The organism is Brevibacillus sp. SAFN-007a (genome assembly GCF_051967035.1).
Classification (GTDB): Bacteria; Bacillota; Bacilli; order Brevibacillales; family Brevibacillaceae; genus Brevibacillus.
The window spans coordinates 406,367-430,337 of sequence record NZ_JBQCKK010000001.1; the positions used below are offsets into that span (position 1 = coordinate 406,367).

Annotated in this window: 26 protein-coding genes and 2 other annotated features; of the genes, 18 read left to right on the forward strand and 8 right to left on the reverse strand. The window is 55.1% G+C overall.

Annotated elements, in window-relative coordinates; translation table 11 throughout:
• Positions 1-72: 72 nt before the first annotated feature.
• Both ACTHO6_RS02040 and ACTHO6_RS02045 read right to left on the reverse strand, forming a co-directional pair.
• On the reverse strand, positions 73-1,506 hold the full coding sequence (locus tag ACTHO6_RS02040) for an amino acid permease (RefSeq protein ID WP_440238794.1): 1,434 nt from the start codon (positions 1,504-1,506) through the stop codon (positions 73-75).
• A 218-nt stretch (positions 1,507-1,724) separates the two neighbouring features.
• On the reverse strand, positions 1,725-3,137 hold the full coding sequence (locus ACTHO6_RS02045) for a sigma-54 interaction domain-containing protein (protein WP_440238796.1): 1,413 nt from the start codon (positions 3,135-3,137) through the stop codon (positions 1,725-1,727).
• 94 nt (positions 3,138-3,231) lie between these two features.
• Between ACTHO6_RS02045 and ACTHO6_RS02050 the strand changes: the two genes are divergently transcribed.
• The 3 genes from ACTHO6_RS02050 to ACTHO6_RS02060 all read left to right on the forward strand — a co-directional run bounded on the left by ACTHO6_RS02050 (position 3,232) and on the right by ACTHO6_RS02060 (position 4,971).
• Positions 3,232-3,372, forward strand: a complete 141-nt coding sequence (locus tag ACTHO6_RS02050) for a hypothetical protein (RefSeq protein ID WP_440238798.1) — start codon at positions 3,232-3,234, stop codon at positions 3,370-3,372.
• Positions 3,347-4,558, forward strand: a complete 1,212-nt coding sequence (locus ACTHO6_RS02055) for an ornithine--oxo-acid transaminase (RefSeq protein WP_440238800.1) — start codon at positions 3,347-3,349, stop codon at positions 4,556-4,558. Before ACTHO6_RS02050 ends, ACTHO6_RS02055 begins: the two co-directional genes overlap by 26 nt.
• Before the next feature lie 275 nt (positions 4,559-4,833).
• On the forward strand, positions 4,834-4,971 hold the full coding sequence (locus tag ACTHO6_RS02060; protein WP_440238802.1) for a sporulation histidine kinase inhibitor Sda: 138 nt from the start codon (positions 4,834-4,836) through the stop codon (positions 4,969-4,971).
• A gap of 157 nt (positions 4,972-5,128) precedes the next feature.
• Here ACTHO6_RS02060 and ACTHO6_RS02065 read toward each other — a convergent pair whose 3' ends face one another.
• Positions 5,129-5,632, reverse strand: a complete 504-nt coding sequence (locus ACTHO6_RS02065) for a hypothetical protein (protein ID WP_440238804.1) — start codon at positions 5,630-5,632, stop codon at positions 5,129-5,131.
• Between the two features lie 271 nt (positions 5,633-5,903).
• Between ACTHO6_RS02065 and ACTHO6_RS02070 the strand changes: the two genes are divergently transcribed.
• From ACTHO6_RS02070 to ACTHO6_RS02085, 4 genes are all read left to right on the forward strand, one after another.
• Positions 5,904-7,073, forward strand: a complete 1,170-nt coding sequence (locus ACTHO6_RS02070; protein WP_440238806.1) for a MalY/PatB family protein — start codon at positions 5,904-5,906, stop codon at positions 7,071-7,073.
• 106 nt (positions 7,074-7,179) lie between these two features.
• The gene (glsA, locus tag ACTHO6_RS02075) at positions 7,180-8,112 is read left to right on the forward strand and encodes a glutaminase A (RefSeq protein ID WP_440238808.1); all 933 of its coding nucleotides are present in this window, start codon (positions 7,180-7,182) and stop codon (positions 8,110-8,112) included.
• A 93-nt stretch (positions 8,113-8,205) separates the two neighbouring features.
• Positions 8,206-8,487, forward strand: coding sequence for a YlaN family protein (locus ACTHO6_RS02080; protein ID WP_440238810.1), 282 nt, complete (start codon positions 8,206-8,208; stop codon positions 8,485-8,487).
• Between the two features lie 102 nt (positions 8,488-8,589).
• Positions 8,590-8,830 (forward strand) — a binding site (T-box leader).
• A gap of 41 nt (positions 8,831-8,871) precedes the next feature.
• Positions 8,872-9,121, forward strand: a binding site (T-box leader).
• 57 nt (positions 9,122-9,178) lie between these two features.
• Positions 9,179-10,519 carry a sodium-dependent transporter gene (locus ACTHO6_RS02085; protein WP_440238812.1) on the forward strand — a complete coding sequence of 447 codons (1,341 nt, stop codon included), beginning with the start codon at positions 9,179-9,181 and terminating at the stop codon, positions 10,517-10,519.
• A 92-nt stretch (positions 10,520-10,611) separates the two neighbouring features.
• On the opposite strand, the gene cax is transcribed toward ACTHO6_RS02085, so the two are convergent.
• Positions 10,612-11,655, reverse strand: a complete 1,044-nt coding sequence (gene cax, locus ACTHO6_RS02090; RefSeq protein ID WP_440238814.1) for a calcium/proton exchanger — start codon at positions 11,653-11,655, stop codon at positions 10,612-10,614.
• Positions 11,656-11,826: 171 nt separating this feature from the next.
• On the opposite strand from cax, the gene ACTHO6_RS02095 reads away from it, so the two are divergent.
• Positions 11,827-12,087, forward strand: coding sequence for a hypothetical protein (locus tag ACTHO6_RS02095; protein ID WP_440238816.1), 261 nt, complete (start codon positions 11,827-11,829; stop codon positions 12,085-12,087).
• Positions 12,088-12,146: 59 nt separating this feature from the next.
• On the opposite strand, the gene sleB is transcribed toward ACTHO6_RS02095, so the two are convergent.
• Positions 12,147-12,911, reverse strand: a complete 765-nt coding sequence (gene sleB, locus ACTHO6_RS02100; RefSeq protein ID WP_440238818.1) for a spore cortex-lytic enzyme — start codon at positions 12,909-12,911, stop codon at positions 12,147-12,149.
• Between the two features lie 146 nt (positions 12,912-13,057).
• Between sleB and ACTHO6_RS02105 the strand changes: the two genes are divergently transcribed.
• Positions 13,058-14,686: a thiamine pyrophosphate-binding protein gene (locus tag ACTHO6_RS02105; RefSeq protein ID WP_440238820.1), complete on the forward strand. Its 1,629-nt coding sequence runs from the start codon at positions 13,058-13,060 to the stop codon at positions 14,684-14,686.
• Between the two features lie 71 nt (positions 14,687-14,757).
• Positions 14,758-15,093: an Asp23/Gls24 family envelope stress response protein gene (locus ACTHO6_RS02110; protein WP_440238822.1), complete on the forward strand. Its 336-nt coding sequence runs from the start codon at positions 14,758-14,760 to the stop codon at positions 15,091-15,093.
• Positions 15,094-15,149: 56 nt separating this feature from the next.
• Here the strand turns inward: ACTHO6_RS02110 and ftsW are convergent, their stop codons facing one another.
• Together ftsW and ACTHO6_RS02120 are read right to left on the reverse strand one after the other, a co-directional pair.
• A complete protein-coding gene (gene ftsW, locus ACTHO6_RS02115; RefSeq protein WP_440238824.1) occupies positions 15,150-16,322 on the reverse strand; it encodes a putative lipid II flippase FtsW in 1,173 nt (390 codons plus the stop codon).
• 70 nt (positions 16,323-16,392) lie between these two features.
• On the reverse strand, positions 16,393-16,737 hold the full coding sequence (locus tag ACTHO6_RS02120; RefSeq protein ID WP_440238826.1) for a YugN family protein: 345 nt from the start codon (positions 16,735-16,737) through the stop codon (positions 16,393-16,395).
• 177 nt (positions 16,738-16,914) lie between these two features.
• Between ACTHO6_RS02120 and ACTHO6_RS02125 the strand changes: the two genes are divergently transcribed.
• The 7 genes from ACTHO6_RS02125 to ACTHO6_RS02155 all read left to right on the forward strand — a co-directional run bounded on the left by ACTHO6_RS02125 (position 16,915) and on the right by ACTHO6_RS02155 (position 21,436).
• Positions 16,915-17,355: a CBS domain-containing protein gene (locus ACTHO6_RS02125; RefSeq protein ID WP_440238828.1), complete on the forward strand. Its 441-nt coding sequence runs from the start codon at positions 16,915-16,917 to the stop codon at positions 17,353-17,355.
• A gap of 151 nt (positions 17,356-17,506) precedes the next feature.
• On the forward strand, positions 17,507-18,556 hold the full coding sequence (locus tag ACTHO6_RS02130; RefSeq protein WP_440238830.1) for a MerR family transcriptional regulator: 1,050 nt from the start codon (positions 17,507-17,509) through the stop codon (positions 18,554-18,556).
• 326 nt (positions 18,557-18,882) lie between these two features.
• Positions 18,883-19,605: a thermonuclease family protein gene (locus ACTHO6_RS02135; RefSeq protein WP_440238832.1), complete on the forward strand. Its 723-nt coding sequence runs from the start codon at positions 18,883-18,885 to the stop codon at positions 19,603-19,605.
• A gap of 169 nt (positions 19,606-19,774) precedes the next feature.
• The gene (locus tag ACTHO6_RS02140) at positions 19,775-20,011 is read left to right on the forward strand and encodes a spore coat associated protein CotJA (protein WP_440238834.1); all 237 of its coding nucleotides are present in this window, start codon (positions 19,775-19,777) and stop codon (positions 20,009-20,011) included.
• Positions 20,001-20,270, forward strand: a complete 270-nt coding sequence (locus ACTHO6_RS02145; protein ID WP_440238836.1) for a spore coat protein CotJB — start codon at positions 20,001-20,003, stop codon at positions 20,268-20,270. The genes ACTHO6_RS02140 and ACTHO6_RS02145 overlap by 11 nt, the downstream gene beginning before the upstream one ends.
• Positions 20,271-20,290: 20 nt before the next feature.
• Positions 20,291-20,860, forward strand: coding sequence for a manganese catalase family protein (locus tag ACTHO6_RS02150; protein WP_440238838.1), 570 nt, complete (start codon positions 20,291-20,293; stop codon positions 20,858-20,860).
• A gap of 156 nt (positions 20,861-21,016) precedes the next feature.
• On the forward strand, positions 21,017-21,436 hold the full coding sequence (locus tag ACTHO6_RS02155; protein WP_440238840.1) for a hypothetical protein: 420 nt from the start codon (positions 21,017-21,019) through the stop codon (positions 21,434-21,436).
• A 92-nt stretch (positions 21,437-21,528) separates the two neighbouring features.
• Here the strand turns inward: ACTHO6_RS02155 and ACTHO6_RS02160 are convergent, their stop codons facing one another.
• Complete coding sequence (locus ACTHO6_RS02160; RefSeq protein ID WP_440238842.1) at positions 21,529-21,975, reverse strand: protease complex subunit PrcB family protein; 447 nt, start codon at positions 21,973-21,975, stop codon at positions 21,529-21,531.
• 40 nt (positions 21,976-22,015) lie between these two features.
• Between ACTHO6_RS02160 and ACTHO6_RS02165 the strand changes: the two genes are divergently transcribed.
• Positions 22,016-23,959, forward strand: coding sequence for a hypothetical protein (locus ACTHO6_RS02165; RefSeq protein WP_440238844.1), 1,944 nt, complete (start codon positions 22,016-22,018; stop codon positions 23,957-23,959).
• Positions 23,960-23,971 lie beyond the last annotated feature (12 nt).

Below are 23,971 nucleotides of genomic sequence, written 5' to 3' on the forward strand. Positions count from 1 at the left end.
CGAATCGCAACAAGAAAGCAAAAAAGCTTGCCCTCCTTCTGCGGGAGTGCAAGCTTTCTTTTTTCCTCTGCTTTACAGATTGTTCGCTTTGCGGTAATCGGCCAGACCGTTTTCTGTCTGCGGCTCCAGCTGGTTCTTGAAGCGAAGCTGGTAGACCAGAATGGCAATGAGGATGAACGGAATGCCGCAGTAGAGCGCGATCCGCTGTTCCGGATCGAAGGCCAGGCTCACGAGTACAGTCAGGTTCAAAATCAGGGAAACCAGAGGCAGTACAGGGTACAGCGGCGTACGGAACTTCAGGTCTTCCAGCTTGCCGCCGTTTTTCAGGTAGTGGCGACGGAAAGCGAGCTGGGAGGCGGAAATCGAGATCCAGCCTACCTGAGCACCCAGGCCGGCGATGGACAGAAGCACCATAAATACGGTATCTTCCGCGAAAAAGCCGGACAAAAGCGACAGCAGGGAGATGGAAAAGGTAATCAGCAACGCATTCATTGGAATTCCTTTGCGGTTGACAATCGCAAGCTTGCGAGAAGCCATTTTCTCGTTGGACAGGGAGTAGAGCATCCGGGTCGCGGCGTACAAGCCGGAGTTTGCCACAGACAACAGCGCCGTCAAGACGACGAAGTTCATGATGTCTGCCGCATAAGGGATACCGATGCTGTCAAACACGACGACAAACGGACTTTCGATGACGCCGGCTTGCTCGTGCGGGATCATCCCGGCCACGATGGAAATTGCCAAAATAAAGAAGACGAGCGTGCGCCAAACAGTTGTGCGGATGGACTTCGGAATGGTTTTTTCCGGTTCCTTGCTTTCGCCTGCTGCGATACCGATCAATTCGGTCCCTTGGAAGGAGAAGTTCACGGTAATCATGGTCATCAACAGACCGGTAATCCCGAACGGAAGCAGCGGACTGTCGGTGAAATGGGAAAACATCGGAGCAGGTTGTCCATTTTTCATGTCAATGAAGCCAAACATAGCCGCTCCACCCAAGATGATGAACAGGATGATAGCGCTTACTTTAATGCTGGAAAACCAGAATTCGGACTCACCGAACGCACGGGCAGAAAGCGCATTCAGCAGGAACAGAAGGACACCGAAGATGGCGCACCACATCCAGACAGGGGAGTCGGGAAACCAGCGCTGCATCAACAGGCCCGAAGACAGAAGCTCCAGGGCAACCGTTACGGCCCAACCCAGCCAGTACAGCCAGCCGACTGCGAAGCCGAGGGACGGGCTGACGAACCGGGTCATGTAGGTTTGGAACGAACCCGCCACAGGCATCGCGACCGCCAGTTCGCCGAGGCACAGCATCGTCAGGTACATGATAAAGCCGCCGACCAGAAACGAAAGAATCGTGCCTACAGGGCCAGCTTGGCTTAACGTATAGCCGGAACCGAGAAACAGTCCGGTCCCGATTACGCCCCCCAGAGAAATCATGAAGAGGTGCCTACTGTTCATACTGCGTCTTAGTTCATTGTGCTGTTCATTGCTGCTTGGTGTCATAAAACCCTCTCCTTCACGCGAGAAATATTCATTCGATCTATGAATGCGTTTTCAAGCGTGCTATATGATCTGCAAGAATGATACCAAAAATTTCAGCGCAAGAAAATCATCTTTGTCAGGTAGTTTATGGGGAATGGAGCAAAAAAAATAGGCGCTTCGGTGCAAAAAAAATAAAAAAACGCCAAGAAATTTGGCGTTTTAAGCAAAAAACAGGCCGATTATCCCTTGATTCCCAATTTGCGCAGACGATACTGCAAGCTTTGCCGACTGATTTGCAGTTCTTTGGCCGCGCGTGAGATGTTGCCGTTGTGACGGTCCACGACGTGATGAATATAAGCGGTCTCAAACTCCTGCATCGTTTCCTTCAACGATTTGCCTTCCTCGATAAACGGGAGGGAGCCGGGAGCTGCTTGTCCGGTGACGGCGGCACTGGCGGCAGGAGAACGGCGCAAGTAGTGCAGCGGCAAGTGCTCGTAGCGAATCGTGGTTTCGTCGACCATCAGATTCATGGCCCCTTCGATGAGATGCTGTAGCTCGCGGACGTTGCCGGGCCAGTCGTGCTCCTGGAAAAATTGCAGGACGTCGCTCGCGACGCCGGTCACTTCCATTTGAAACAGCTCGTTGTATTTTTCAATAAAATGCGAAACGAGCATCGGGATGTCTTCCTTGCGCTCGCGCAGCGGAGGCAGGAAAAGCGTCACGACGCCGAGACGGTAGTACAAGTCTTTGCGCAGGTGAGACTTGGCGATGGCCTCCACAGGGTCTTCATTGATCGCGGCAATGATGCGCACGTCGATCGCCCGATCCTTCGTGTCCCCGATGCGCCTGATCGACTTCTCCTGCAGGGCGCGCAACAATTTGGCCTGGAGAGGCATACTAAGCGAGTTGATTTCGTCCAGAAAAAGCGTGCCGCCCTCTGCTTGCTCAAACAGGCCTGGTCTCTCCACCGCTCCGGTAAAAGCGCCGCGCGCCGTGCCGAACAGCAAGCCTTCAATCAGGCTGTCGGGGAGCGCCGCGCAGTTTTGCGAGATGAGCGGGCCGGATGAACGGAGACTGGCATTGTGAATGCTTTGGACAAACAGCTCCTTGCCTGCTCCGGTCTCGCCGACGACCAGCACGGAGGAGGAGGTGCGCGCTGCCCGCTTGGCGTTTTCGATCACATCGAGAATCGCTCCGCTTTTTCCGATAATCTGGTCAAACGTGTAGCGGGAGCCGTTTTTCGCCAGCAAGTTTTCGCGGATGAGCCGCTCCATCTTTGTCACATCGTTGGCGATCTCCATCGCGCCGATGATGTGCCCGTTCTCGATGATCGGGTACGTATTGTTGATGGTGGTGATTTCTTTTTGCTTGTCGTTGAAATACGTTTGCCGCGTATTGAGTATGGGATTTCCTGTCCGCAAGCAGGTGAGCAGCGTGCTTTCCTGTCCGCTGGGGAACTGGAAAACTTCTGACAGAGGTTTGTGCAGGACGTCCTGCCTTGCCATCGACTCCAGCTCGGTCATCTTCTGGTTGTACACGATGGTCGTTCCGCTGGCGTCAATGACGTGGACGCCTTCGTTCATTCTGTCCAGGATATGCTCGTAGATGCGTAAAAGCGTGTAGCGGGAGTTCTCTTGCCTTGAAGACGACACAAAGGGTCACCAGCCTTTCTTCGTGACAGTATCATATCATACAACGATCAGTGTGCAAAATGTTTATGCACCTGCAAAATATTGTGGAGAGGGCATGCAAAAATTTTTTGCTGAAGACGGCCTGTTCGTCGTCTTTCCTCTGATTTTTGATAGTGGCATCATTCTTGCTTGGTTAAAAGTAGCAAGTGAAATCGAAGGAGGCTATCGGCATGACAAAAACAAAAGCAGTCATTGACCAAACCGAAAAATACGGCGCACACAACTACCATCCGCTACCGATTGTCATCTCCAAGGCAGAAGGCGTATGGGTAGAAGACCCGGAAGGCCATAAATATTTGGATATGCTGAGCGCGTACTCCGCGCTGAACCAGGGGCACCGCCATCCGCGCATCATCCAGGCGCTGAAAGATCAGGCAGACAAAGTAACGCTGACCTCCCGCGCTTTTTACAACGATCAGTTGGGCGAATTTTACGAGAAGCTGTCCGCATTGACAGGCAAAGAGATGATCCTGCCGATGAATACGGGCGCGGAAGCAGTGGAAACCGCTCTCAAAGCCGTTCGCCGCTGGGCTTACGACGTGAAAAAGGTGCCGGAAAACCAGGCGGAAATCATCGTCTGTGAAGGCAACTTCCACGGCCGTACCGTGACCATCACGTCCTTCTCTTCCGCAGAGGAGTACAGACGCGGCTTCGGACCGTTCACGCCTGGCTTCAAAATCATTCCGTACGGCGACATTGAGGCGTTGAAGCAAGCGATCACGCCAAATACCGCCGCGTTCATGCTCGAGCCGATTCAGGGCGAAGCGGGGATCATCATTCCGCAAGAGGGATTCCTGAAACAGGCACAAGAAGTATGTAAAGCAAACAACGTGCTGCTCGTCTGTGACGAAATCCAGACCGGCTTCGGACGTACAGGCAAGCTGTTCGCCAGCGACTGGGAAGACGTCAAGCCGGACATGTACATCATGGGGAAAGCGCTCGGCGGCGGGGTGTTCCCGATCTCTGCCGTCGCAGCAGACAAAGAAATCCTCGGCGTGTTCGAACCAGGTTCCCACGGCTCTACCTTTGGCGGCAATCCGCTGGGCTGCGCCGTAGCCGTAGCGGCGATGGACGTTCTCGTGGACGAAGGTCTCGTACAGCGCTCCCTGGAGATGGGAACGTATTTCATGGAAAAATTGCAGGAAATCCGCAACCCGATCATCAAGGAAATTCGCGGCCGCGGTCTGTTCATCGGTCTGGAGCTGACGACTGCTGCCCGTCCTTACTGCGAGAAGCTGAAAGAGCTGGGTCTTCTGTGCAAGGAAACGCACGAAACGACCATCCGCTTTGCACCGCCGCTCGTGATTAGCAAGGAAGAACTCGATTGGGCGATCGAGCGCATCAAGCAAGTGCTGCACGTCTCCGAAACAGCAAACGCGTAACCAAGACAAAACAGCCTTCCGGCAAGGAAGGCTGTTTTTTTGCATGGGGACGAGTAAGACAAGTCGGGTTGTAATCGTTCGACAAAATCCGACTTCCTGTGGATAAAAGTGGAAGAAAAATCCACATACATACAGCGGCGTTTTTCTTTGTTACACACAGACTGCCCACAAGTTACTCACAGCATTTCCACATCGTTTGTGGATATCAGAACGGTTGTTCGATACTCGATCATCTGGTAGAATGAACCCATACGAAAGGATGGAGGTGAGCAAGGGTGAAATACTTGAGCGACCAGATGCTGATAGAAGTATATCATCGTGCTGTCGACCTTCAGCTAGATTCCGCTTTTATTGATTTGCTTCGGGCAGAGCTGCAGACGCGGAACATTCGCATCACACAGGCCAGCGCCTAAGAGCAGCACACATAAGAACCAAACGACAAAAGCCATCCTTGGCGATGAATGGCACCCGGATTGTCAGAGACTCCTGGCAAACGGAAGGGGCCGTTCAGGGAAAGGATGGCTTTTTCTGTCGTTCATCGGTAGGGCAGTTTTCTTTCGCTGTGCGCCGTCAGGCAGTGAAAAACTCCAGTGCCGTGATTCCGGTAATGGGCGCTTCTTTTTTCAGCAAGGCTTCCGGCGAGTATAGGTACACCGGTCCGTTCTCCTTGATCGGCTTGCCGGCTTTGGCAAACTGCAGGATGGCCCGCTTCGCTTCGGACAGGGGGAGGACGATCGGGTCCGCGTTCTCGCGATGCAGCCGGACGTGCGTCGCCTCTGGCAGCGGTGCCGCGTTCGCGATAAACGGCTCGAGCCGAATCCCGTAGTCTCCGTCCAGCACCTTGCGCTCTTCTGCCAAGCTTTTGCGCTCCGAGGGCAGCTGGGCGCCTTCTCTCAGTTCCTTGTCCCATTGCGTTCCTGTCCCTTGCAAATAGTGCGTCTGTCCGGACAGGGACGTGTCCTCTTCCCCCGTATACGTGTTCAAATCAAACTTGCGCTCGTCGAAAACCCAGACAGTCGGGTCCAAAGTGATCGGGTACGTGACAGCCCCTTTGAACACGATAACATCAGACATGAAGCATACCTCCGTAATCTTTCAGCGTCATCTAGCATTGTACTATACCTGTTCGCGAATGGGCAAACCATCTGCCAGGATGAGACGTCACGGATTGGAGCAGATGCTGTGCCCTTTTCCGAGCGCAGGGTGCGTTTGCCAGGCCGAGCGACATGCAGGGGAAGTCTTGGACAATCGCTGCCGAAGCGGTTATGCTGAACAAGAGAAGGAAAGTGTGGCCGAAACGATGCGAACAGGCAACGGGAAGCATGCAAAAGGCGGGAGGGACACCATGTACGACTTTGAAACGAGAATCGAGCGCAGAGGAACGGACAGTGTGAAATGGGACATTGACAATCCGAAGGTGAACGGCGATGGCATGCTGCCGATGTGGGTGGCCGACATGGATTTTGCCTGCCCGCCGGAAGTGACGGAGGCGATCGTGCAGCGGGCGGCGCACCCGATCTACGGCTATCCGCTGAAGAGCGCCGCTTTTTTTGAGAGCCTGCAGGCGTGGATTCGCAAGCGGTTCGGCGTCGAGGTAGAGACGAGTTGGATGGCGGGCATCCCGGGGGTCGTTCCTGGCATCCATGTAGCGATTGAAGCATATACATCACCAGGAGAGCGCGTCCTGATTCAGACGCCGGTGTACCATCCGTTTTTCCGTGCTGTCGAAAACCGGGGGCGGGAAGTCGTGCGCAGCTCGTTGCGCGAGCAGGACGGTCACTACGAGATGGACTGGGACGATCTGGCTGCCAAGCTGAGCGATCCCAAGGTAAAGCTGATGCTTTTGTGCAGCCCGCACAATCCGGTCGGCAGAGTGTGGACGAAGCAGGAGCTGGAGCGGCTGGGCGCCTTGTGCGTAGAGCATGGCGTACTGGTCGTGGCCGACGAAATTCACGCCGACCTGGTCTACCGACAAGGCAGCCACACGCCATATTACTCGCTTGCCCCGGAGCTGGCCAGACAGAGCGTCACGTTTTTGGCCGCTTCGAAAACGTTCAATCTGGCCGGACTGTTCACGTCGTATATCCTGACGGAAAACAGACAGCTGCTGCGTGATTTTACCGCGACCGCTTCCAAAATGGGCTACGAAAACATGAATGTGTTCGGGTTGGAGGCCACGATTGCCGCTTATCGGCATGGAGAGCCATGGCTGAATGAGCTGCTTTTGTACCTGCAACAGAACGCGACGTACATTCATCGCTTTCTGGCCGAGCACGTACCGGACGTCCGCATGCCCGTACCGCAAGCCACGTACCTGGGCTGGATGGATTTTCGGCGTCTGGGTCTGAAACAGGCGGAGTTGAACCGTCTGCTTCGCGACAAGGCCAAGCTCGGGCTTCATGACGGAGTTGTTTTCGGACAGGAAGGAGAAGGGTTTCAACGGATCAATTTTGCTTGTCCGCGCTCTGTTGTCACAGAAGCGATGGAGCGTTTGAAGCGCGCGCTCATGGAATAGGAATCGGGAAAAGGGAGCGGTCCTGCGTCCCACAATTTGACAGCCACCGCATTCAAATCTACAATCTATTCATATACGTCGTGAATAGGAATAGAGGGGATGGCGGATGGAACTCGGGCGGGCCTCGATTCAACTGGCTGAGGCAGTGAAAGCGGCCAGGGATGTGACGGGACAAGGCAAGGTGGCCGTGTATATTCCCGAACTGGCAAAAGTGGACCCGCACCTGCTCGGTGCTGCGGTTTGCCTCCCCGACGGGACGATTTTGGCAGCGGGAGATGCAGAGGTTCCGTTTACCCTGCAAAGCATCTCCAAAATATGCTCGCTGATTGTCGCGCTGTGCCAGAACGGGGAGAAGCATGTGTTTGAGCGAGTAGGCAAGGAGCCGACAGGGGACCCGTTCAATTCGATTATCAAGCTGGAGACGATCAAGCCGCACAAGCCGCTCAATCCGATGATTAATGCCGGGGCGATCGCCGTTGCGGGGATGATCCGGGGCAACAGCGTGGAGCAGCGGCTGGACGCTGTACTCGGTCTGCTGCGCAAGATGACGGGAAATTCCGCGCTGTCCATCAACGAAGCGGTGTACGGTTCGGAGAAACGAACCGCTGCCCGCAATCGGGCGCTCGCCTGGTTTTTGAAGGACAGCGGCGTCCTGGAAACAGATGTGGAAGAGACGCTGGATTTGTACTTCCGGCATTGCGCCATCGAGGTCACGGCCAAGGAAGTAGCGAGAGTGGGCATGGTGCTTGCTGCCGACGGCGTGATCCCGGAGACAGGCGAGAGAGTGATTCCCCTAGAGGTCGCCCGCATCTGTAAAACCTTTATGGTAACATGCGGCATGTACAACGCTTCCGGAGCATTTGCCATTGATGTCGGGATTCCTGCGAAAAGCGGCGTGGCCGGAGGCATTATGGCTGCCGTGCCGCAGCGAATGGGGATCGGGGTCTTTGGTCCTGCTCTGGATGATAAAGGAAATTCGGTTGCCGGAGTCAAGCTGCTTGCGCTTCTCGCGAAAGAATGGAATCTTGGTATCTTTTAGCTACTTGCAGTTGATCCAGCTTCTCCCCTTTTCAAACGGCCCAGAATCGCGTACTATGTATGATAAGGATGGAGGCAAACGGAGGGATAGGTTTTGACAGAAATTAAAGTTCCTGATCTGGAACAGAAAGCGCTAGCACTGCTCAAAGCAGACGCAGACAAGATTTACAAGCTCATCGACGTACAGATGGAAAACCTGACCATGCCGCAGTGCCCGCTGTATGAAGAAGTGCTTGATACCCAAATGTTCGGGCTTTCTCGGGAAGTAGAGTATGCAGTTCGCCTTGGACTGATTGCGGAAGATATTGGTCGTGAAATTATGGGTTCATTGGAACGCAAACTGGCGACTCTTCATGAACTGTTCAATCAAAAGTAAGGCGAGGAGAGCGGCCATCATCCTCGCTTTTCGTTTTTCTAAAAAAAGTCTTGCGCATTTGTAACGTATATATTAAATTAATACTCATGTATTTACTATAAGTAAAATGCGATGACGGAGACCAGTACACGACAGACACCGCTTGACAGGGAGAAGCTGCCCCGGACTGCAAGCAGCTTTGAAGCGAGATTCGTGGAATTCCCTCCGGAGCAGCCCTCTGAACGGTAGAGCCAAGTAGGAGGAAACGGGTCATTTCCGTTAACGATGAGCAAGTGAAGTGCCGGGAGCGCGAGGGTTCCTGGTGCTTAATCAGGGTGGTACCGCGAACAGACTCGTCCCTTTTTTGGACGGGTTTTTTCTGTTCGTCTGCCTTCCTGCACAAAGAAAATAGCGATGAAAGAGACTAGTATACGAAAAGTTGCTGCCTGACAGGGAAGTGCTGCCATAGACTGAGAGCAGCCGCAGGTGAGCCTTCGTAGAATTCCCTCTGGAGCTGACCTCTGAACGCAAGGCGCCGCAAGTAGGAGAGTCCGGGTCATCCCCGTTATCAATGACGAGGCGAGACATGTCTTCGCGCCAGAAGGCGATGTCTAAGTAGGGTGGTACCGCGAGAAACGAACAACTCGTCCCTTATGGGGGCGGGTTTTTTTGTTTGGTTTGTAGCAACATGTTTGGTTGAGGAGTGAATGATATGAAAACGCAAGCGGAACAGTGGACGAGCCGGCTTGGCTTTATTTTGGCCGCAGCAGGTTCGGCTATTGGTTTGGGAGCGATCTGGAAATTTCCGTATATGGTAGGGACGAGCGGAGGCGGCGCGTTTTTTTGCCTGTTTCTGATCTTTACGCTTATCATTGGCATGCCGCTATTGCTTGGCGAGTTTACGATTGGCCGCAGTACGCAAAAAGAAGCGATCAGCGCCTACCGGGCGATTGCGCCAGGGACGATGTGGCATTGGATCGGCCATCTTGGCGTCGTGACCTGCTTTTTGCTGTTGTCCTTTTACAGTGTGGTCGGAGGCTGGATTCTCACCTATCTGATGCGCGGACTGACGGGACAATTGATGGGAGCTCAGTATGACCAGCTTTTCGCAGAGGTCATCTCGGCTCCGGTGGGTGCGGTGGCTGCCCAATTTGTCTTCATGCTGATTACGGCCTGGGTAGTTGCCCGCGGCGTGCAGAGCGGGATCGAATCGGCCAACAAATACATGATGCCGGCCTTGTTTCTTCTGTTTCTCGTATTGATGTTCCGTTCCTTGACTTTGCCGGGGGCGATGGAAGGCGTTTCGTTTTTCCTCCGTCCTGATTTTTCCAAGATGAGTGCGGAATCGATCCTGTACGCGCTGGGGCAGTCGTTCTTCTCGCTCAGTGTCGGCGTATCGGTGATGGTCACGTACAGCTCGTATTTGGCGAAGCAGGAAGGACTGGTTCGTTCCGCAGGCTCGATTGTCAGTCTGAATCTGCTCGTATCCCTGTTTGCCGGCTTGGCGATTTTCCCAGCCGTCTTCTCCCTCGGTTTGGAGCCTACGGCTGGTCCTGGTCTGTTGTTTATCGTCTTGCCGTCTGTCTTTGAAAAAATTGCGTTTGGCGGTCTGTTCCTGTTCATCTTCCTGGCCTTGTTCCTGTTTGCGACCCTGACTTCTGCCTTTTCCATGCTGGAAATCATTGTGGCTGCCCTGGCAAAAGGGGAGGAACGCAAACGGAAGCGTCTGTCGTGGATCGTGGGCTTCTTGATTTTCGTGGTCGGCGTGCCCTCTGCGTTATCGTTTGGTGTCTGGAGCGATGTGACCGTGTTTGGGAAGTCGATCTTCGACGCCTTCGATTATCTCGTCAGCAATATTTTGATGCCGCTCGGGGCTTTGCTGATTGCCATTTTTGTTCCGCTGAAAATGAAGAGAGAGGTGCTGATGGAAGAACTGCGTGCCGATCAGTCGCCACTTGGCAAGCGTCTGTTCGTGATCTGGCTATTGTTGCTGAAATACGTCGCGCCTCTGGCCATCGTGCTGGTCTTCATGCAGATGCTTGGAATCTGGTAGCGCTGGTCGCGGCAACCCCATCAACCAAAAAGGAGTGCTAGGCAACGACTGCCGCGGCACTCCTTTTTGGCATGTCTGACAGACGGTGCTTGTCAGGCGAAGAAGAAGGCGGTTCCGAGAATAATGTAGACCGTGAGCAGCAGAACGCCTTCGAACCAGTTGGTCGCTCCATCCCTGGTGATCGAGATGGTAATGAAGGTCGCTACCCCAATGGCAGCCAGTTCAAAGGGCGTAAAGACGATGTCCATCGGTTTGCCGAGCAGCAGGCTCGCCAACACGAGCGTGGGCGCGACGAACAGGGCAATCTGCAGGCTCGATCCGATGGCGATTTCGACGGCGGCCCCGATGCGTCCTTTCATGGCGAGCAGAAGGGCTGCGCTGTGTTCGGCGGCATTCCCGATGATGGCGATCACGAATGCACCGACGAACAGCTCCGACCAGCCGAGCGAGTGCGACACGTGCTGGACGCCGTGAACGAGCCATTCCGAGACAATCGCCACAAACACGGTGGAGACGGCGAGCATCAGGATCGAGACGCCCTTGGACCAGGCCGCTTCGCTTTCGTGCGGCTCGATGTCGGACAAAAAGTCGCTGTGCGTAATCATGGAGAAAATCAGCCAGAGAATGTAGGCGACGATCAGCAAAATCGCAATGACAATGCTGAGCGTCTCAATTTTCACCGGCGGCAGCTCCCGAATGAAGACAGCCGGAATAAACAGGGCGACGATGGCGAGTGTCATCAGCGAGGCATTGTGGCCAGCCAGTCGGCTGTTGAAGGTTTGCTCCTTGTACTTCAGGCCGCCCAAGAGCACGCTTAGCCCGAGCACAAGGAGCATATTGCCGATAATCGCCCCGGTGATCGACGCTTTGACCATGTCGAACAAGCCTTCCTTGACAAGAAAAAACGCGATAATCAGCTCGGCGGCGTTGCCGAAGGTGGCATTTAAAAAGCCGCCGATCCGGTCGCCCGCATAGTGCGCCACGCTTTCTGTCGATTTGCCGAGCCAGGCTGCAAGAAAGATGATGGCCAGCGCAGAGGTGGCAAATTGGAAAAATTGGTTATCTGTCAAGTAGTGCGCAAAAGCCGCCAGGAGCAAGGAACCCCCGACGAGAGAAAAAAAGATTCGTGTGTTCATGCGATCACCTCAGCCGTAAATCTCTCATTACTTACCTACCTATTGAATCATACCAGTAATGCTTTCCTTTTTGTACCAAAAAGTTGACGTTCTTCGAGAAAACCGGAGGACAGGTATAGAGTTCCTCATCTGGAAGAAACTAAACGATGAAAAAGACAGGGAGGTGCTACGATGACCAAGCCTTTGTTGTGTCCTACATGCAAGTCCAACCGGATGCGTTTTACCCTCATCGAACAAGTTCCGCGCTATATCCGGCTTGATCCGCAAACGGGAGAAGTTGTCCAGCAACTGCAAAGCGAAGAGCTGGATTTGTTTCACAAGCCGTACAAGGGCGAGTCCTACATGATTCAATGCGGGGTGTGCGGCACGACCGAATCGGAAGAGCGATTCGTCAAGATGGCGCAGCACATGCAGGCCCAGCGCTCCACCTGACGGGAAAACGTAAACAGGCACGCAGTCCGTTTTGACTGTTGTGCCTGTTCTTTTGTAGGCTATCGGCAAAAGATATGCCGGCCGATCTTTTTGATTTGCGGACGGCTCCAAATCCAGCCGGATGTAGCCGTATCCGGGTTGAAGTAGTAGATCGCCCCTCCAGACGGGTCCCAGCCTTTCAAGGCATCGTTGACCGCCCGTTTGGCCTGTTCGTTTGGCGTCAGCCAGATTTGTCCGTCTGCTACAGCCGTGAAAGCGCGCGGCTCGAAGATGACCCCGGCAGGTGTGTTGGGAAAAGCGGGGTTTTTCGTTCGGTTCAAAATGACCGCCGCAACCGCTACCTGTCCGATGTACGGCTCCCCACGCGCTTCGCCGTATACGGCGTTCGCCATTAGTCTCAAATCGTTCGCCGAGATGTTGGCGGCGCGGTACGTCTCTTTTTTGGGATTGCTCGGTGCCGGGGCGCTGGACTTTGCAGGCGCGACGCCGAGATCGGCGGCGGTCGGCTTGTAGTTTTTCGTAGCATTGTACAGCTTCACTTTGGTTTTCGCTCCCAGAACGCCGTCAACAGGCAGCCCGAACTCGTACTGGAAGTTGCGCAGCGCCCAGTACGAGCGCCAGCCGAACACGCCGTCTACCGTTCCGGTATAAAAGCCAAGGTGCTTTAAGCGATACTGCATTTCGCGGACGTCGCTCCCCTCTGCGCCCACCTTGACGATCTGCTGGCTGAATGCATCGGAGCGCATAGGGGAAATCATGATCGCGGTAGTGACAACGAGCGCTATGGCTGTCAGTGCTATCAGCCATTTCACAGGCTGCTTCATTTTTGCTCCTCCTTTGGGAATGTGCTAATCAGCTGATGATAATTGTTAGGTTCTCCAACTTTCTACACAACGCCCTAGTAAAATATTGGAGAATGCGTACACTACCAATGACTTTTTCATGCCGATGGATGAATGGAGGCGTACAGATGAATGTAGCGCAATACGTGACGAAGCAACTGGCAGCGTGGGGAGTCAAACGCGTCTATGGCGTGGCGGGGGATGGGATTTTCGCCTGGCTGGATGCGCTGGGGAAACAGACGGAGGTTCAGTACATTTCGTGCAGGCACGAGTCTGCGGCGGCCATGATGGCGAGCGCCGAGGCGAAGCTGACGGGCGAGCCGACCGTGTGCGCAGCGACGATGGGTCCGGGCTTTGTCAACCTGCTGAACGGGCTGGCGGATGCGCATACAGACCGCGCTCCCGTCATCGCAATCACCGGACAGGTCGAGACGTACAAGCTGGGCGGCGGCTACAAGCAGTTTATCGCCCAGGAGGACATGATCCGTCCGATCAGCGTCTACCAGACGACCGTAAGCCACCCGGATGCCGTGGGTGAAGCGTTGCATCGCGCTTTTGTGTCGGTTGCGGAGCAAAAAGGCGTGGCGCACCTGGCCATTTGCAAGGATGTGTTTGCGCAAAAAACAAAAGCGGTCGTGCTTCCGCCGCTGCCGCACATCCCGCGCGTTCTCGGCGACCGGGTGGAGATCGAATCCGCCGCAGAGCGGCTCATGCGTGCAAAAGCTCCGCTTCTCCTGCTCGGTGCGGGAGCGCGTCCGGCGGCAGGGTTGTGTGTGCAGCTCGCGGAGCAGCTGGGCGCGGGCATGCTGCTGTCGCTCGGGGCAAAAGGAGCCATCGACGAGTCGCATCGGCTGGTACTCGGCGGCTTGGGCGAAGGCGGCAGCGAGGCGGCTCTGCATGCGCTGAACAAGGCCGATTTGCTCGTTATTTTAGGCGCGAGCTGGTTCCCGAAGGCGTTTATTCCGAAACAACTCTCGATCATCCAGGTCGATCATGCGGCACGGTCGATGCACGCCCATGCGCAGCTTTTGCCTGTCACGGCCGATCTGTTGGACGTCTTGCCGATGTGGTGTCGCCGTTTAAAAACGCGCCCGGCAGGCGATGCTTGGGAGAAGAGGATAGAGAACTGGCATGCGCAGTTTTGGGCAGAAAACGGGGAGGGCAGCCAGGCGCAGCCGCCCGATGAAGCCGTGAGGCCGGAAGGAGTGATGCACGCATTGGCCCAGGTGGTGGCAGACGATGCGATCATGGCGCTCGATACAGGCGAGCATACGGTCTGGTTCAATCGCGCCTTTCGCGCAAGCAGACAGCTGCCGCTCTTTTCCGGGAAGTGGCGCACGATGGGCTTCGGCTTGCCAGCCGCGATTGCGGCCAAGCTCGCCTTTCCCGAGCGACAGGTTGTCTGCATCACCGGAGACGGCGGCCTGCAAATGAGTCTGGCGGAATTGATGACGGCAGCCGAACAGCAGGTTGCGATCACGGTAGTGGTCATGAACAACCGGACGCTCGGCTTGGAAGAGCTGAAAATGAAGCAGGAAGGATTTCGCCCGTTTGGCGTACAGCTATCCAATCCGGATTTTGGTCTGTGGGCCAGGGCGTGCGGGGTGGACTCCCAGACGGTGCGCACGGGTTCGGCTTTGGAGCCTGCTTTGCGGCAAGCCATTGCAGATCAGCGATTGACAGTGCTGGATGTCCATTGCACAGCTCCGACGCTGCCCGCGAGAAAAAAACAAATTCCCTTCCAGGCCCAAGCATGAGTTATATATAATGAAAGAAAACTCAGACAATGTAGGGGGACCTATCATTTGGTCGAAGAGGAGGTATCCTGATGGCGGAGAGGCTTGGCGAAATTAAAGTGGCCGATCAAGTAATCGCGATCATTGCTGCCGTAGCGGTCGAGGAAGTGCTGGAGGCGACGGTGCGGTCGGGCGGGCTGTATCAGGACTTGGCGAAAAAGTTGAATGGCGGAGCAAAAGGAATCGCCGTCGCGGTCACGGAAGACAAAGTCATCATCGACATGCGTGTGTCCGTCCGGTATGGAGCGCCCATTCATCAGGTGTGCCACACGCTGCAAAAAAAGGTGAAAGAAGCCGTGGAGAGCCTGACCGGGTTGTTTGTAGAGGCAGTCAATGTGCGTGTGGAAACCATCGATCTCAGCAAATGAAAACGACCTGCGCATCGGCAGGCCGTTTTTCTTTTTTCGCGTGCAAAGACGAAACCCTACATGGAATACCCCTGCTGCTTTTTGAGCTGCTCCTCCAGCTTTTGGCGGCTGACCTCGCGCGATACGCTCAGCAAAAAGCCTGTCGAGATCAGACAAACCAGCAGGGAAGACCCCCCGTAGCTGATGAAGGGCAGCGGGACGCCGGTCAACGGAATCAGTCCCGTTACGCCGCCGATGTTCAGGATCGCTTGCAGGGCAATCATGCTGACGACGCCGATGCCGGCCAGGCTGGCAAAGGTGTCTTTGACGCGCAGGCATATATGGATGCCGCGCAACAGGAACAGCAGGTAGACCAACAGGAACAGGGAGGCACCGATGAATCCCAACTCCTCCGTAATAATGGAGAAAATAAAGTCGGTATGCATCTCGGGCAGGTACAGGTACTTTTGGATGCTCTTCCCAAAGCCCGTACCGGACAGCCCTCCGTGAGCGATCGCAATCCACGACTGAATGATGTTGTACCCGGTTCCGCTCGGATCGTTCCACGGATTGAAGTAGGAGTTCATGCGATCCAGGGCATGCGGCTTCAACGCGATATAACCAAGGAAAGCCACGGTCACCACCGGACCGCCGAGGCCAATCAGGTGACGGAGTCTGGCTCCGCCGCAAATCATCACGATCAAGGCGCTCCCCAAAAGAATGGCGGCCGACCCGAGATCGGGCTGTACGACAATCAGGAGAAAGAACAAACCGGTAACCATGAGCGGGGGAAGCAAGCCTGACTGGAGCTTCCGTACCCCCTCGCCTTTTTTCGCGAGAATCGCCGCCAAATACAAGATCAGCCCAAGCTTGGCAAACTCCGCCGGTTGCAGACTGGACGAACCGATCCTGAACCACGAACGCGCTCCTTTCACGCTCTCGCCGATACCCGGAATCAACACGAGCACCAGCATAAAAAAGCTTGCGAGGGCAATCAGCAGGAAATTGCGTTTGTAAAAGGAAAAGGGAATGTTCATGGCGATCAGCATGCCGACGATCCCGATCAGCAGAAAGCGGATTTGCCGCTTCACGAAATACAGCTCGTCCCCGTTGCAATAAGAGCAACCATTGCTGGTGAAGCTGGTCAGGGCGAAAATGGAGCTGGCACTGAGCACCATGGTGATACCAAACCCGACAATCAGGGCGGTTAAAAACAGGAGCAGGAAGTCAGGTACGCCCCTCGTCTTCACGGGAATCCCCCCCTTTACGTGAAACAGAGAGGGGATACCTCTCTGTACCGCCGTGCATTTTCATGTGGTTTTAGTGAGAGGAAAGCTTTTCACCCAGCATTTGCAGCTTGAGCTTTGCCGTTTTGACAACCGATTCCGGGATCGGATAGTCGTAATCCAGTCCGTGCGGGAAAAGGTGTTTGCCCATGTACGGATCTTCCAGCTTCAGGACAGCATGGGTATCTTCGAGCTTGCCTTCGATCACGTTTGCCTCGATGCGCAGGTAGAAAACATTTCCTTTATCTTGGATTTTATAATCGTATGTAGCATGCTTGTAATCCCAGGCGCCGCGAACGAAGCCGAGATCGCTCATGTAATGCTCCAGATCGGCGAAAAAGACCTCTTTCGTGCTAAGCCCAGTGTCCTTGATAACCATTCTTTTTCCTCCTACAAATGGTGAGATTTTCACTTATTAATGATAGTCTGTTTTTGGAAGAAGCGCAATGCATAACTCCCATTTCGGCCGCGATCCTAGTATGCCCTGCCTCGCGCATGAAAGGAGGGCGGAGCGGACACACTACAACCGTTCATTAGCAAAAAGGAGGAGAAGAAAATGGCCAAAGTGGAAAATCGTACCCTGCGTGAAATCATGACCAAAGATGTCGCAACGGTGACGCTTAAGGATAATGTGTACGAAGTCGCATGCAAAATGCGTGACTGGAACGTAGGCGTTATTCCTGTTGTCGATGAAAAGAACGATGTCATCGGCATCATCACCGACCGCGATATTGTCATTCGCGGACTCGCGGAAAAGCACGAGGGCTCGACTGCGACAGAGGTGGTCATGACCAAGGACATCATTCTCGGTAAGCCGGACATGACAGTGGATGAAGCGGCGAAGATCATGGCTCAGCACCAAATCCGCCGCCTGCCTGTCGTGGACAATGGCAAGCTCGTAGGAATTGTCGCCCTCGCAGACATGGCGGTGCGGCAAGTGCACCACGACGAGGCGAGCGATGCGCTTCAAGGGATTTCCGAGCCGGCAGGTCACTAAATTCCCGGACTGTCTGCGTGAATCGAATATCGAATATGGAAAAGCTGCCAGAAAGCATCGTCGGGCAGCTTTTTTGTTTTTTTCGCTGGACATGGACGCAACGGAAAGGTATATGATACCGATGAAGAAGCGTACAGGGAGAGACATGTATATGCTGATGAAGGAGATCGCCAGACGGCTGCAAATCACGCCGAGAGCCATTCGCTATTATGAAGAAAAAGGGCTGATCCAGCCGAAGAAGGCAGACGAGTCCGGGTATCGCCATTTTACGGAAGAAGACGTCTGGCGGTTGCAGACAATCGTTACGTTGCGCGAGGTCGGCATGCCGATTGACGATATTCGCGAATTGCTGGCGCACATGAAGGAAAGCGCAGGAACGCTGCGGCATTACTTGGAGCTACAGCGCTCCTTCATGTACACGAGATGGGTGGAGCTGGCCAAAGTCATCCAGACGACGGAGGCAATGATCGAGCGCATCGGCAACAGCCAGACGATCGACCCGGGCGAGCTGTACGAGCTGGCAGAGGCGAACAAGCGGCTGCGGCAAACGCGCGACAACTGGGTGGACCGCTGGAATTTCAACCAGATGGCGGAAGGCTACGACGAGTGGGTGCAGCAAGAGTCGCAAAGCGCCAACGCCCATCAGTCGTATGAGTGGGTGCTGGATGAGGTCGTGGCCGCACTCGGCCCCGTGAAAGGCGAGAATGGGCTTGACGCCGGCACGGGTACGGGCAACCTTGCGGCTCGTCTCGTCCGCCAGGGAGCTAGTATGAGCGGTTTCGACCAGTCGCCGCAGATGCTGAAACGCTGCCGAACCAAGCTGCCTGCGATGGAGACGAAGCTGGGCACGTTTTTCGCTTTTCCGTTTTTGGAGGAGCGCTTTGACTTCGTGGCGACCAGCTATGCGCTGCACCATCTCGACGACGACCAGAAGCGGCTCGCCCTGGCCGAATGTCGCCGGGTGTTGAAGCCGGGTGGACGTCTGGTGATCGCGGATTTGATGTTTGCGGATGAAGCGGCCAGACAGGCGCATCTCGCCGAACTGGACCGGGAAGGCAAAGAAGCGGCAATTCGGCACATTCACGACCGTTTTTATGCCGATCGCGCCCGGCTGCTTCGGGAGTTGGATGCGCTCGGGTTCGCGGCTGTAGCCAGACAGCTCACCACGTATACGCATCTGATTGCCGCCAGGCTGAAATAAGAACATACCCTTGATTTTTGGGCTCTTCCCATCGTGGACCTGTGCCTGGCTTTCTGCATAGGCTGTAGCGAGAAGGAAAGGAGGACTCCACTATGGGTCTGTTCGATGGTTTTTTTGATCGCGATAACGAGGAGTTTCTGTGGATTATCATCGTCGTGGTCGTTCTGCTGTTCTTGTTTAGTGCCGATCGTGACTAAGTCTGGACGTATAGACAAAACGACCTTGTGGAAGGTCGTTTTTTTCGGTGTCCTCCCTGCCGGATATTGACTTGCCCTGGTTCTTTTCCTAATCTGAAAGTCGATGCAACAAAGAAGAGGAGAACAACCATGAAACGAATCGTACTAGCCTTGTTCGCTCTGGCGCTTCTCCTGGCCGCCTGCTCTGCTTCGGGACAGCCCCAGCCCAACGGGGAGATGACCGCTACCGTCAAACGGGTGGTGGACGGCGATACGTTTGAGCTTGCGAGCGGCGAAAAGGTGAGGATGATCGGCGTCGATACGCCGGAGACGGTCAAGCCTAACCATCCGGTTGAGCCATACGGCAAGGAAGCCAGCAACTACACCAAACAGCTTTTGACAGGCAAAAAAGTGACGCTCAAGTTTGACGTGGAGCCGTATGACAAATATCAGCGGCTGCTCGCGTATGTGTACATGGAAGACGGGACGTTTGTCAACGAAAAGCTGGTGCGCGACGGCTACGCGCGCATCATGACGATCCCGCCGAATGTCGCCAAGGCCGATCTGTTTCTGGCAGCGGAGCGCGAGGCCCGCGAAGCCAATCGCGGGCTGTGGGGCTTGGAACCAGACGGCAAGGGCGCGGGCAAAAAGCCGGCAGACAACGAAGCGGGCAAGTCCGCAACGAAGCCTGTCAAACCAGCAGACAGCGATACGCCGCCGGAAGGCAAAGCGATCAAAGGCAACATCAACGCCAAGGGCGAAAAAATTTATCACGTCCCCGGCTCTGCCAGCTATGAGCGGACAAAGGCAGAGATGTGGTTTGCGACGGAGGAAGAAGCGCAAGCGGCCGGGTTTCGCGCTCCGAAGCGATAGGCGGCTTCGGCGTGCGAGACTGTCGGCTTGACAGAAAGCCTCTTTTCATCGACGGAAGGATGAAGAGAGGCTTTCTTTTTTTCATCCGGGACGTTTATCACCCCTGCCGGGCGGGCGGCATATGGTATCCATGACGAACGAGAAATATGCGCATGGAGGAGGCATCTGTTTGAACTCGCAAACACGCACCTGGTTTCCTTATGTCAGTCCATACGATCCTTGCCCGCCCATTCGGGTAAAAGCATACGTGGTCCCTCCGCAGTTGTTTATCGCGTTCCAGCCACCCGATTTGCCCCAGTATTCTCCGGCGGAAGCATTGCGGGCAGGCGTGTTGTGGCCGTCCCTGTACAGTCCGTACAACCCGCGGCAGGATGTCGTAGGAAGAGAGGGTTCCCATGGCACATGAACAACAGCGAGGCAAAGAATACTACGCTCTGCTAAAAAAACTCCAGGAGATCGATTTTGTCCTGGTCGAGCTTAATCTGTACCTGGATACGCACCCCACCGATGGAAACGCGATTGAACAATTTAACGACCTGACAGAGAAGCGTTGGGCGTTGGCGAATGAATACGAGAAGCTGTACGGCCCCTTGCAAAATTTCGGGCGGAGCTATTCCGGATACCCGTGGCAGTGGAACGACGATCCTTGGCCATGGCAAGTGTAGAAATGAGGGAGACGTAGACGATGTGGATTTATGAGAAAAAGCTTCAATACCCGGTTCGGGTCGGCAAGTGCGATGTGAAAATGGCCAAATACTTGACGGAGCAATACGGCGGTGCCGATGGCGAGCTGGCAGCGGCTCTGCGCTACATGAACCAGCGCTATACGATTCCGAACAAAGTCATTGGGCTGTTGACCGACATTGCGACCGAAGAGTTTGCCCATTTGGAAATGATCGCGACGATGGTCTACAAGCTGACCAAGGACGCGACGGTCGAACAGCTGGAGGAAGCCGGACTTGGGGCGCATTACGCCAACCATGACCGGGCGCTGTTTTACAACAATGCCGATGGTGTCCCTTGGACGGCTGCCTATATCGCGGCCAAAGGCGATCCGATTGCGGACCTGTACGAGGATATCGCCGCGGAGGAAAAAGCGCGGGCGACGTACCAATGGCTGATCGACATGACCGACGACGTGGATTTGCAGGATAGCTTGAAGTTTTTGCGGGAACGGGAAATCGTCCACTCGCTTCGCTTCCGGGAAGCCGTAGAAATTTTAAAAGAAGAGCAGGGACGCAAAACGATTTTTTGATCGCGACAAAACCCCCAAAGAGAGCCTCGGCGCTCTCTTTTTGCATGCCTTCCTCTGAAAGGCGTGAAAGGCGGCCTGCGCAAACGGTATCGTGAATGAGAAGAGGAGCAATCGGGCACAATGTGGGATGACTGAATCTGGAAAGGAGTCGTCCCGGTGAAAACCAAACGATTGATATTCCGTTTGTTTCTTTTGATCGCCATTGCGGCGGTTGTGGAGTGGTTCGTCTACGCCAAGGACGAGACGCCAACGAATGGGGTTGTCGAACAGTCAGAGGCGCAGCAGCCAATGCCTACGCTGGCAGTCACGCACTCGCTTGAACAGGATGACCTGCAGCTCAAGCTGGCCGTCACGAACTTTCAGTTTTCCCTGGAAAATATGGGAAAAGAAAACAAGCACGGCGAAGGGCACGTCCATCTGTATCTGGATGGGAAAAAGATCGCGAAAGTGTTTGAACCAAGCTATGTCTTGAAGGACATTCCCAGCGGAAAGCACGAGATTACGGTCGAACTGGCCCACAACAACCATGAATCATATGGGGTATCCGAGCGCTTCAGCATCGAGGTCAAGTCTTGACGCTAGCCTAGTCGATTGGATTCCATAGAAAGAAGCCGACAGGGAAGCGCCATTGGCACTCGCATTGTCGGCTTTTATCGTGAAAAAAATCGCTAGCGCATATGCACGCTGACTTGTGCCTGCTGGTCCGGCAAGGCAATGACGAGCGTCGGATACGAAATCGCTTGGGTTTTCAAGGCACCCGGAGCCGGTGGCTGCACGTGGACGCGAATGGTAAAACCGTGCGGGCCTGTACGCGTGACCTGCTCGGGGACGAGACGATAGCCGCCGGTTGGCTTCTGGCCGGCGCCAATGACCACATATGCGGTGCCGTTTGCGCGTACGACGGTATGTCCGCCGGTTTTCCGCACTTTTTTCAAGGCTTCGGTTACAGCAGGCGGATACGGAGCGGCAACGGCTTCATAGGGGGCAGCCTCCACAGCGGATGGCACAGCCTCTTTTCCTGTGAGCGCAGATGCGGTAGGATGTGGAAGAGACAGGGACGCAGCGCCCGTGACACAGAGTGAAGCGGCGAGCAAGAAGCCAGGAAATCTTTTCATAATCAATCGCCCTCCCTTTGGAAAAAGTAATGGGGATGAGATGAGAAAAGCCGAGGTGACAGGAGTGCGTGTGAAGGATTCGCTGGAATACCTGTCCGATGCAACGAGACAAGCGATTCTGAACGAACAAGACAAACGGTTTGGCATGGATCAAACAGAACGGGACTTGGCGGCAAGGCTGACGGATTCCCGGTTTTTGCAGCAGGTGTGGGAACAGGCCGACGAGCTGGAACGAACGGTTATCAAGCTGTTCATCACCAAGGCGGCGAGAGGATTTTTCAGCAAACGTACCTGGGAACGCGAAACGGCAAACGAGCACAAACACGTGTCCGTCGGTCTGACCAGGCTGCGCCGTTTGGGACTGATTTTGACTGTACGCAAAATGTGGAGCGAAATAGGCTATGTGATGCCGCAGGAAATTCGCGAGCAGTTGACGCTGCACCTGCTTCCCGATTCAGCGGCTGCGTATGTTTCCTTGTCCAAAACACTCCCTTATTATATAGCAGGCGGCAGGGGGATACATCTGGATCTTTTTGGGCTTCTTCTATACATCCGTGACAATCAGGTGCCTGTGACGCAAAAAGGAAGCATTCACCGCAGAGTGATGCAAAAGCTGGTGCCCTTGCTGTCGTTTGCGGACGAGCACGTGCAGGGCATTGATCTTCCGCCGCTGGACAAAGCGCAGAGAGAAGGTCTCGCGCTGACGATCATGCTCGATCTGGCGTTTCGGCTGGGGCTTGTGGTGCGCGAGGAAAAGCGCATGGGCATCGATTCGTTCCAGATCAGGCGCTGGCTGAACAAAACGGCGCCGGAGCGCTGGGAAGAGCTGTATCAGCTCGTTTGGGAGCAGCTTTTGCCCCACGGCGAATGGTGGGATGCGTTTGCCCAGATGATGAGACAGGTTCCGCTGGATCAGTGGTGTTGCATCGAGACCCAATTGCGCATGCTAGAGACAGCGGGGGTTGCCTTGCCTGACGAGGCAGACAGGCTGATTGTGGAGCAGTGGCTGCACGTGCTGCTCGGGCTGGGCTGGGTGCAGTTGGGATCAGATGAGCAGGGGCGGCTTTTCTGGCGGTGGAGCAGCTTGCCGCACCTGACCGCCGAAGAGGGGTGGTTCGTCGATCCGACGGGAGCGCTGACGATTCCGCCGCTCGTGCCGTTGCGGGAGGTGTGGGAAATCAGCGAGTTTTGCCAGCTTCACTTTGACGGTCAGCTGATTCGCGGAGAGCTGCACGCGAAGCTTTTGCAAACGTACCTGGCCTCCGGCGGCAGCGAAGAGCTGGTGGTGGAAAAACTGCGTGTCGCATGCGCCCACCCTCTGCCGGAGGGCCTCGTGGACGTCATCGGGCAGTGGGCGAAGACGGCTACGCAAATTCAGTTGGAGCCGTTTTTTCGCGTCAGGACCGCCCATGCCGGGTTCGTGGAGGAATGGCGGAACATCCCCGACTTTGCCCCTTTTTTGCAGCAGGTGCTCTCGCCGACGGAGTTTTTCATTCCGTTTGCGCAAAAAAAGCAGCTGGTCGAGCTGCTCAGGCACTACGGCTACGAGCCGCATGTCCTGTTACACACGGAGTCTCCGGAAGCAGAAGAAACGCGGGAGGGTGGGCCATCGTCCGACAGGGGGCTGCTTGTCATCGAGCGTCCGTGGGATGGTTATGCCGTCGAAAATACGTTTCCCGCACAGAGCGAAGCGATGCCGCAATTGTCGACGCTTCCGAAAATGTGGACGCAGCACTTCCAGTCGTATCACCCGCAGTCGCTGCGCGATTTGTTGAAGCGCGCAACCGAACTGCAACTGGAAGTGGAAGTCCAGCTGACGAGCGAGGAGCGGCTGCGCGGGCTGCCCGTGGAGGTCAAGCTGGAAATGGGCTATTGGCTCGTCACCCTCAGCGGACCGCACGGAAAACGCCCGTACAGGCTTGAGGAGATCAGTCGCGTGCGCATTGTGGTGCCTGATTATCTGTACGAAGGGTGTGGATCGTGATACAATCAGAAG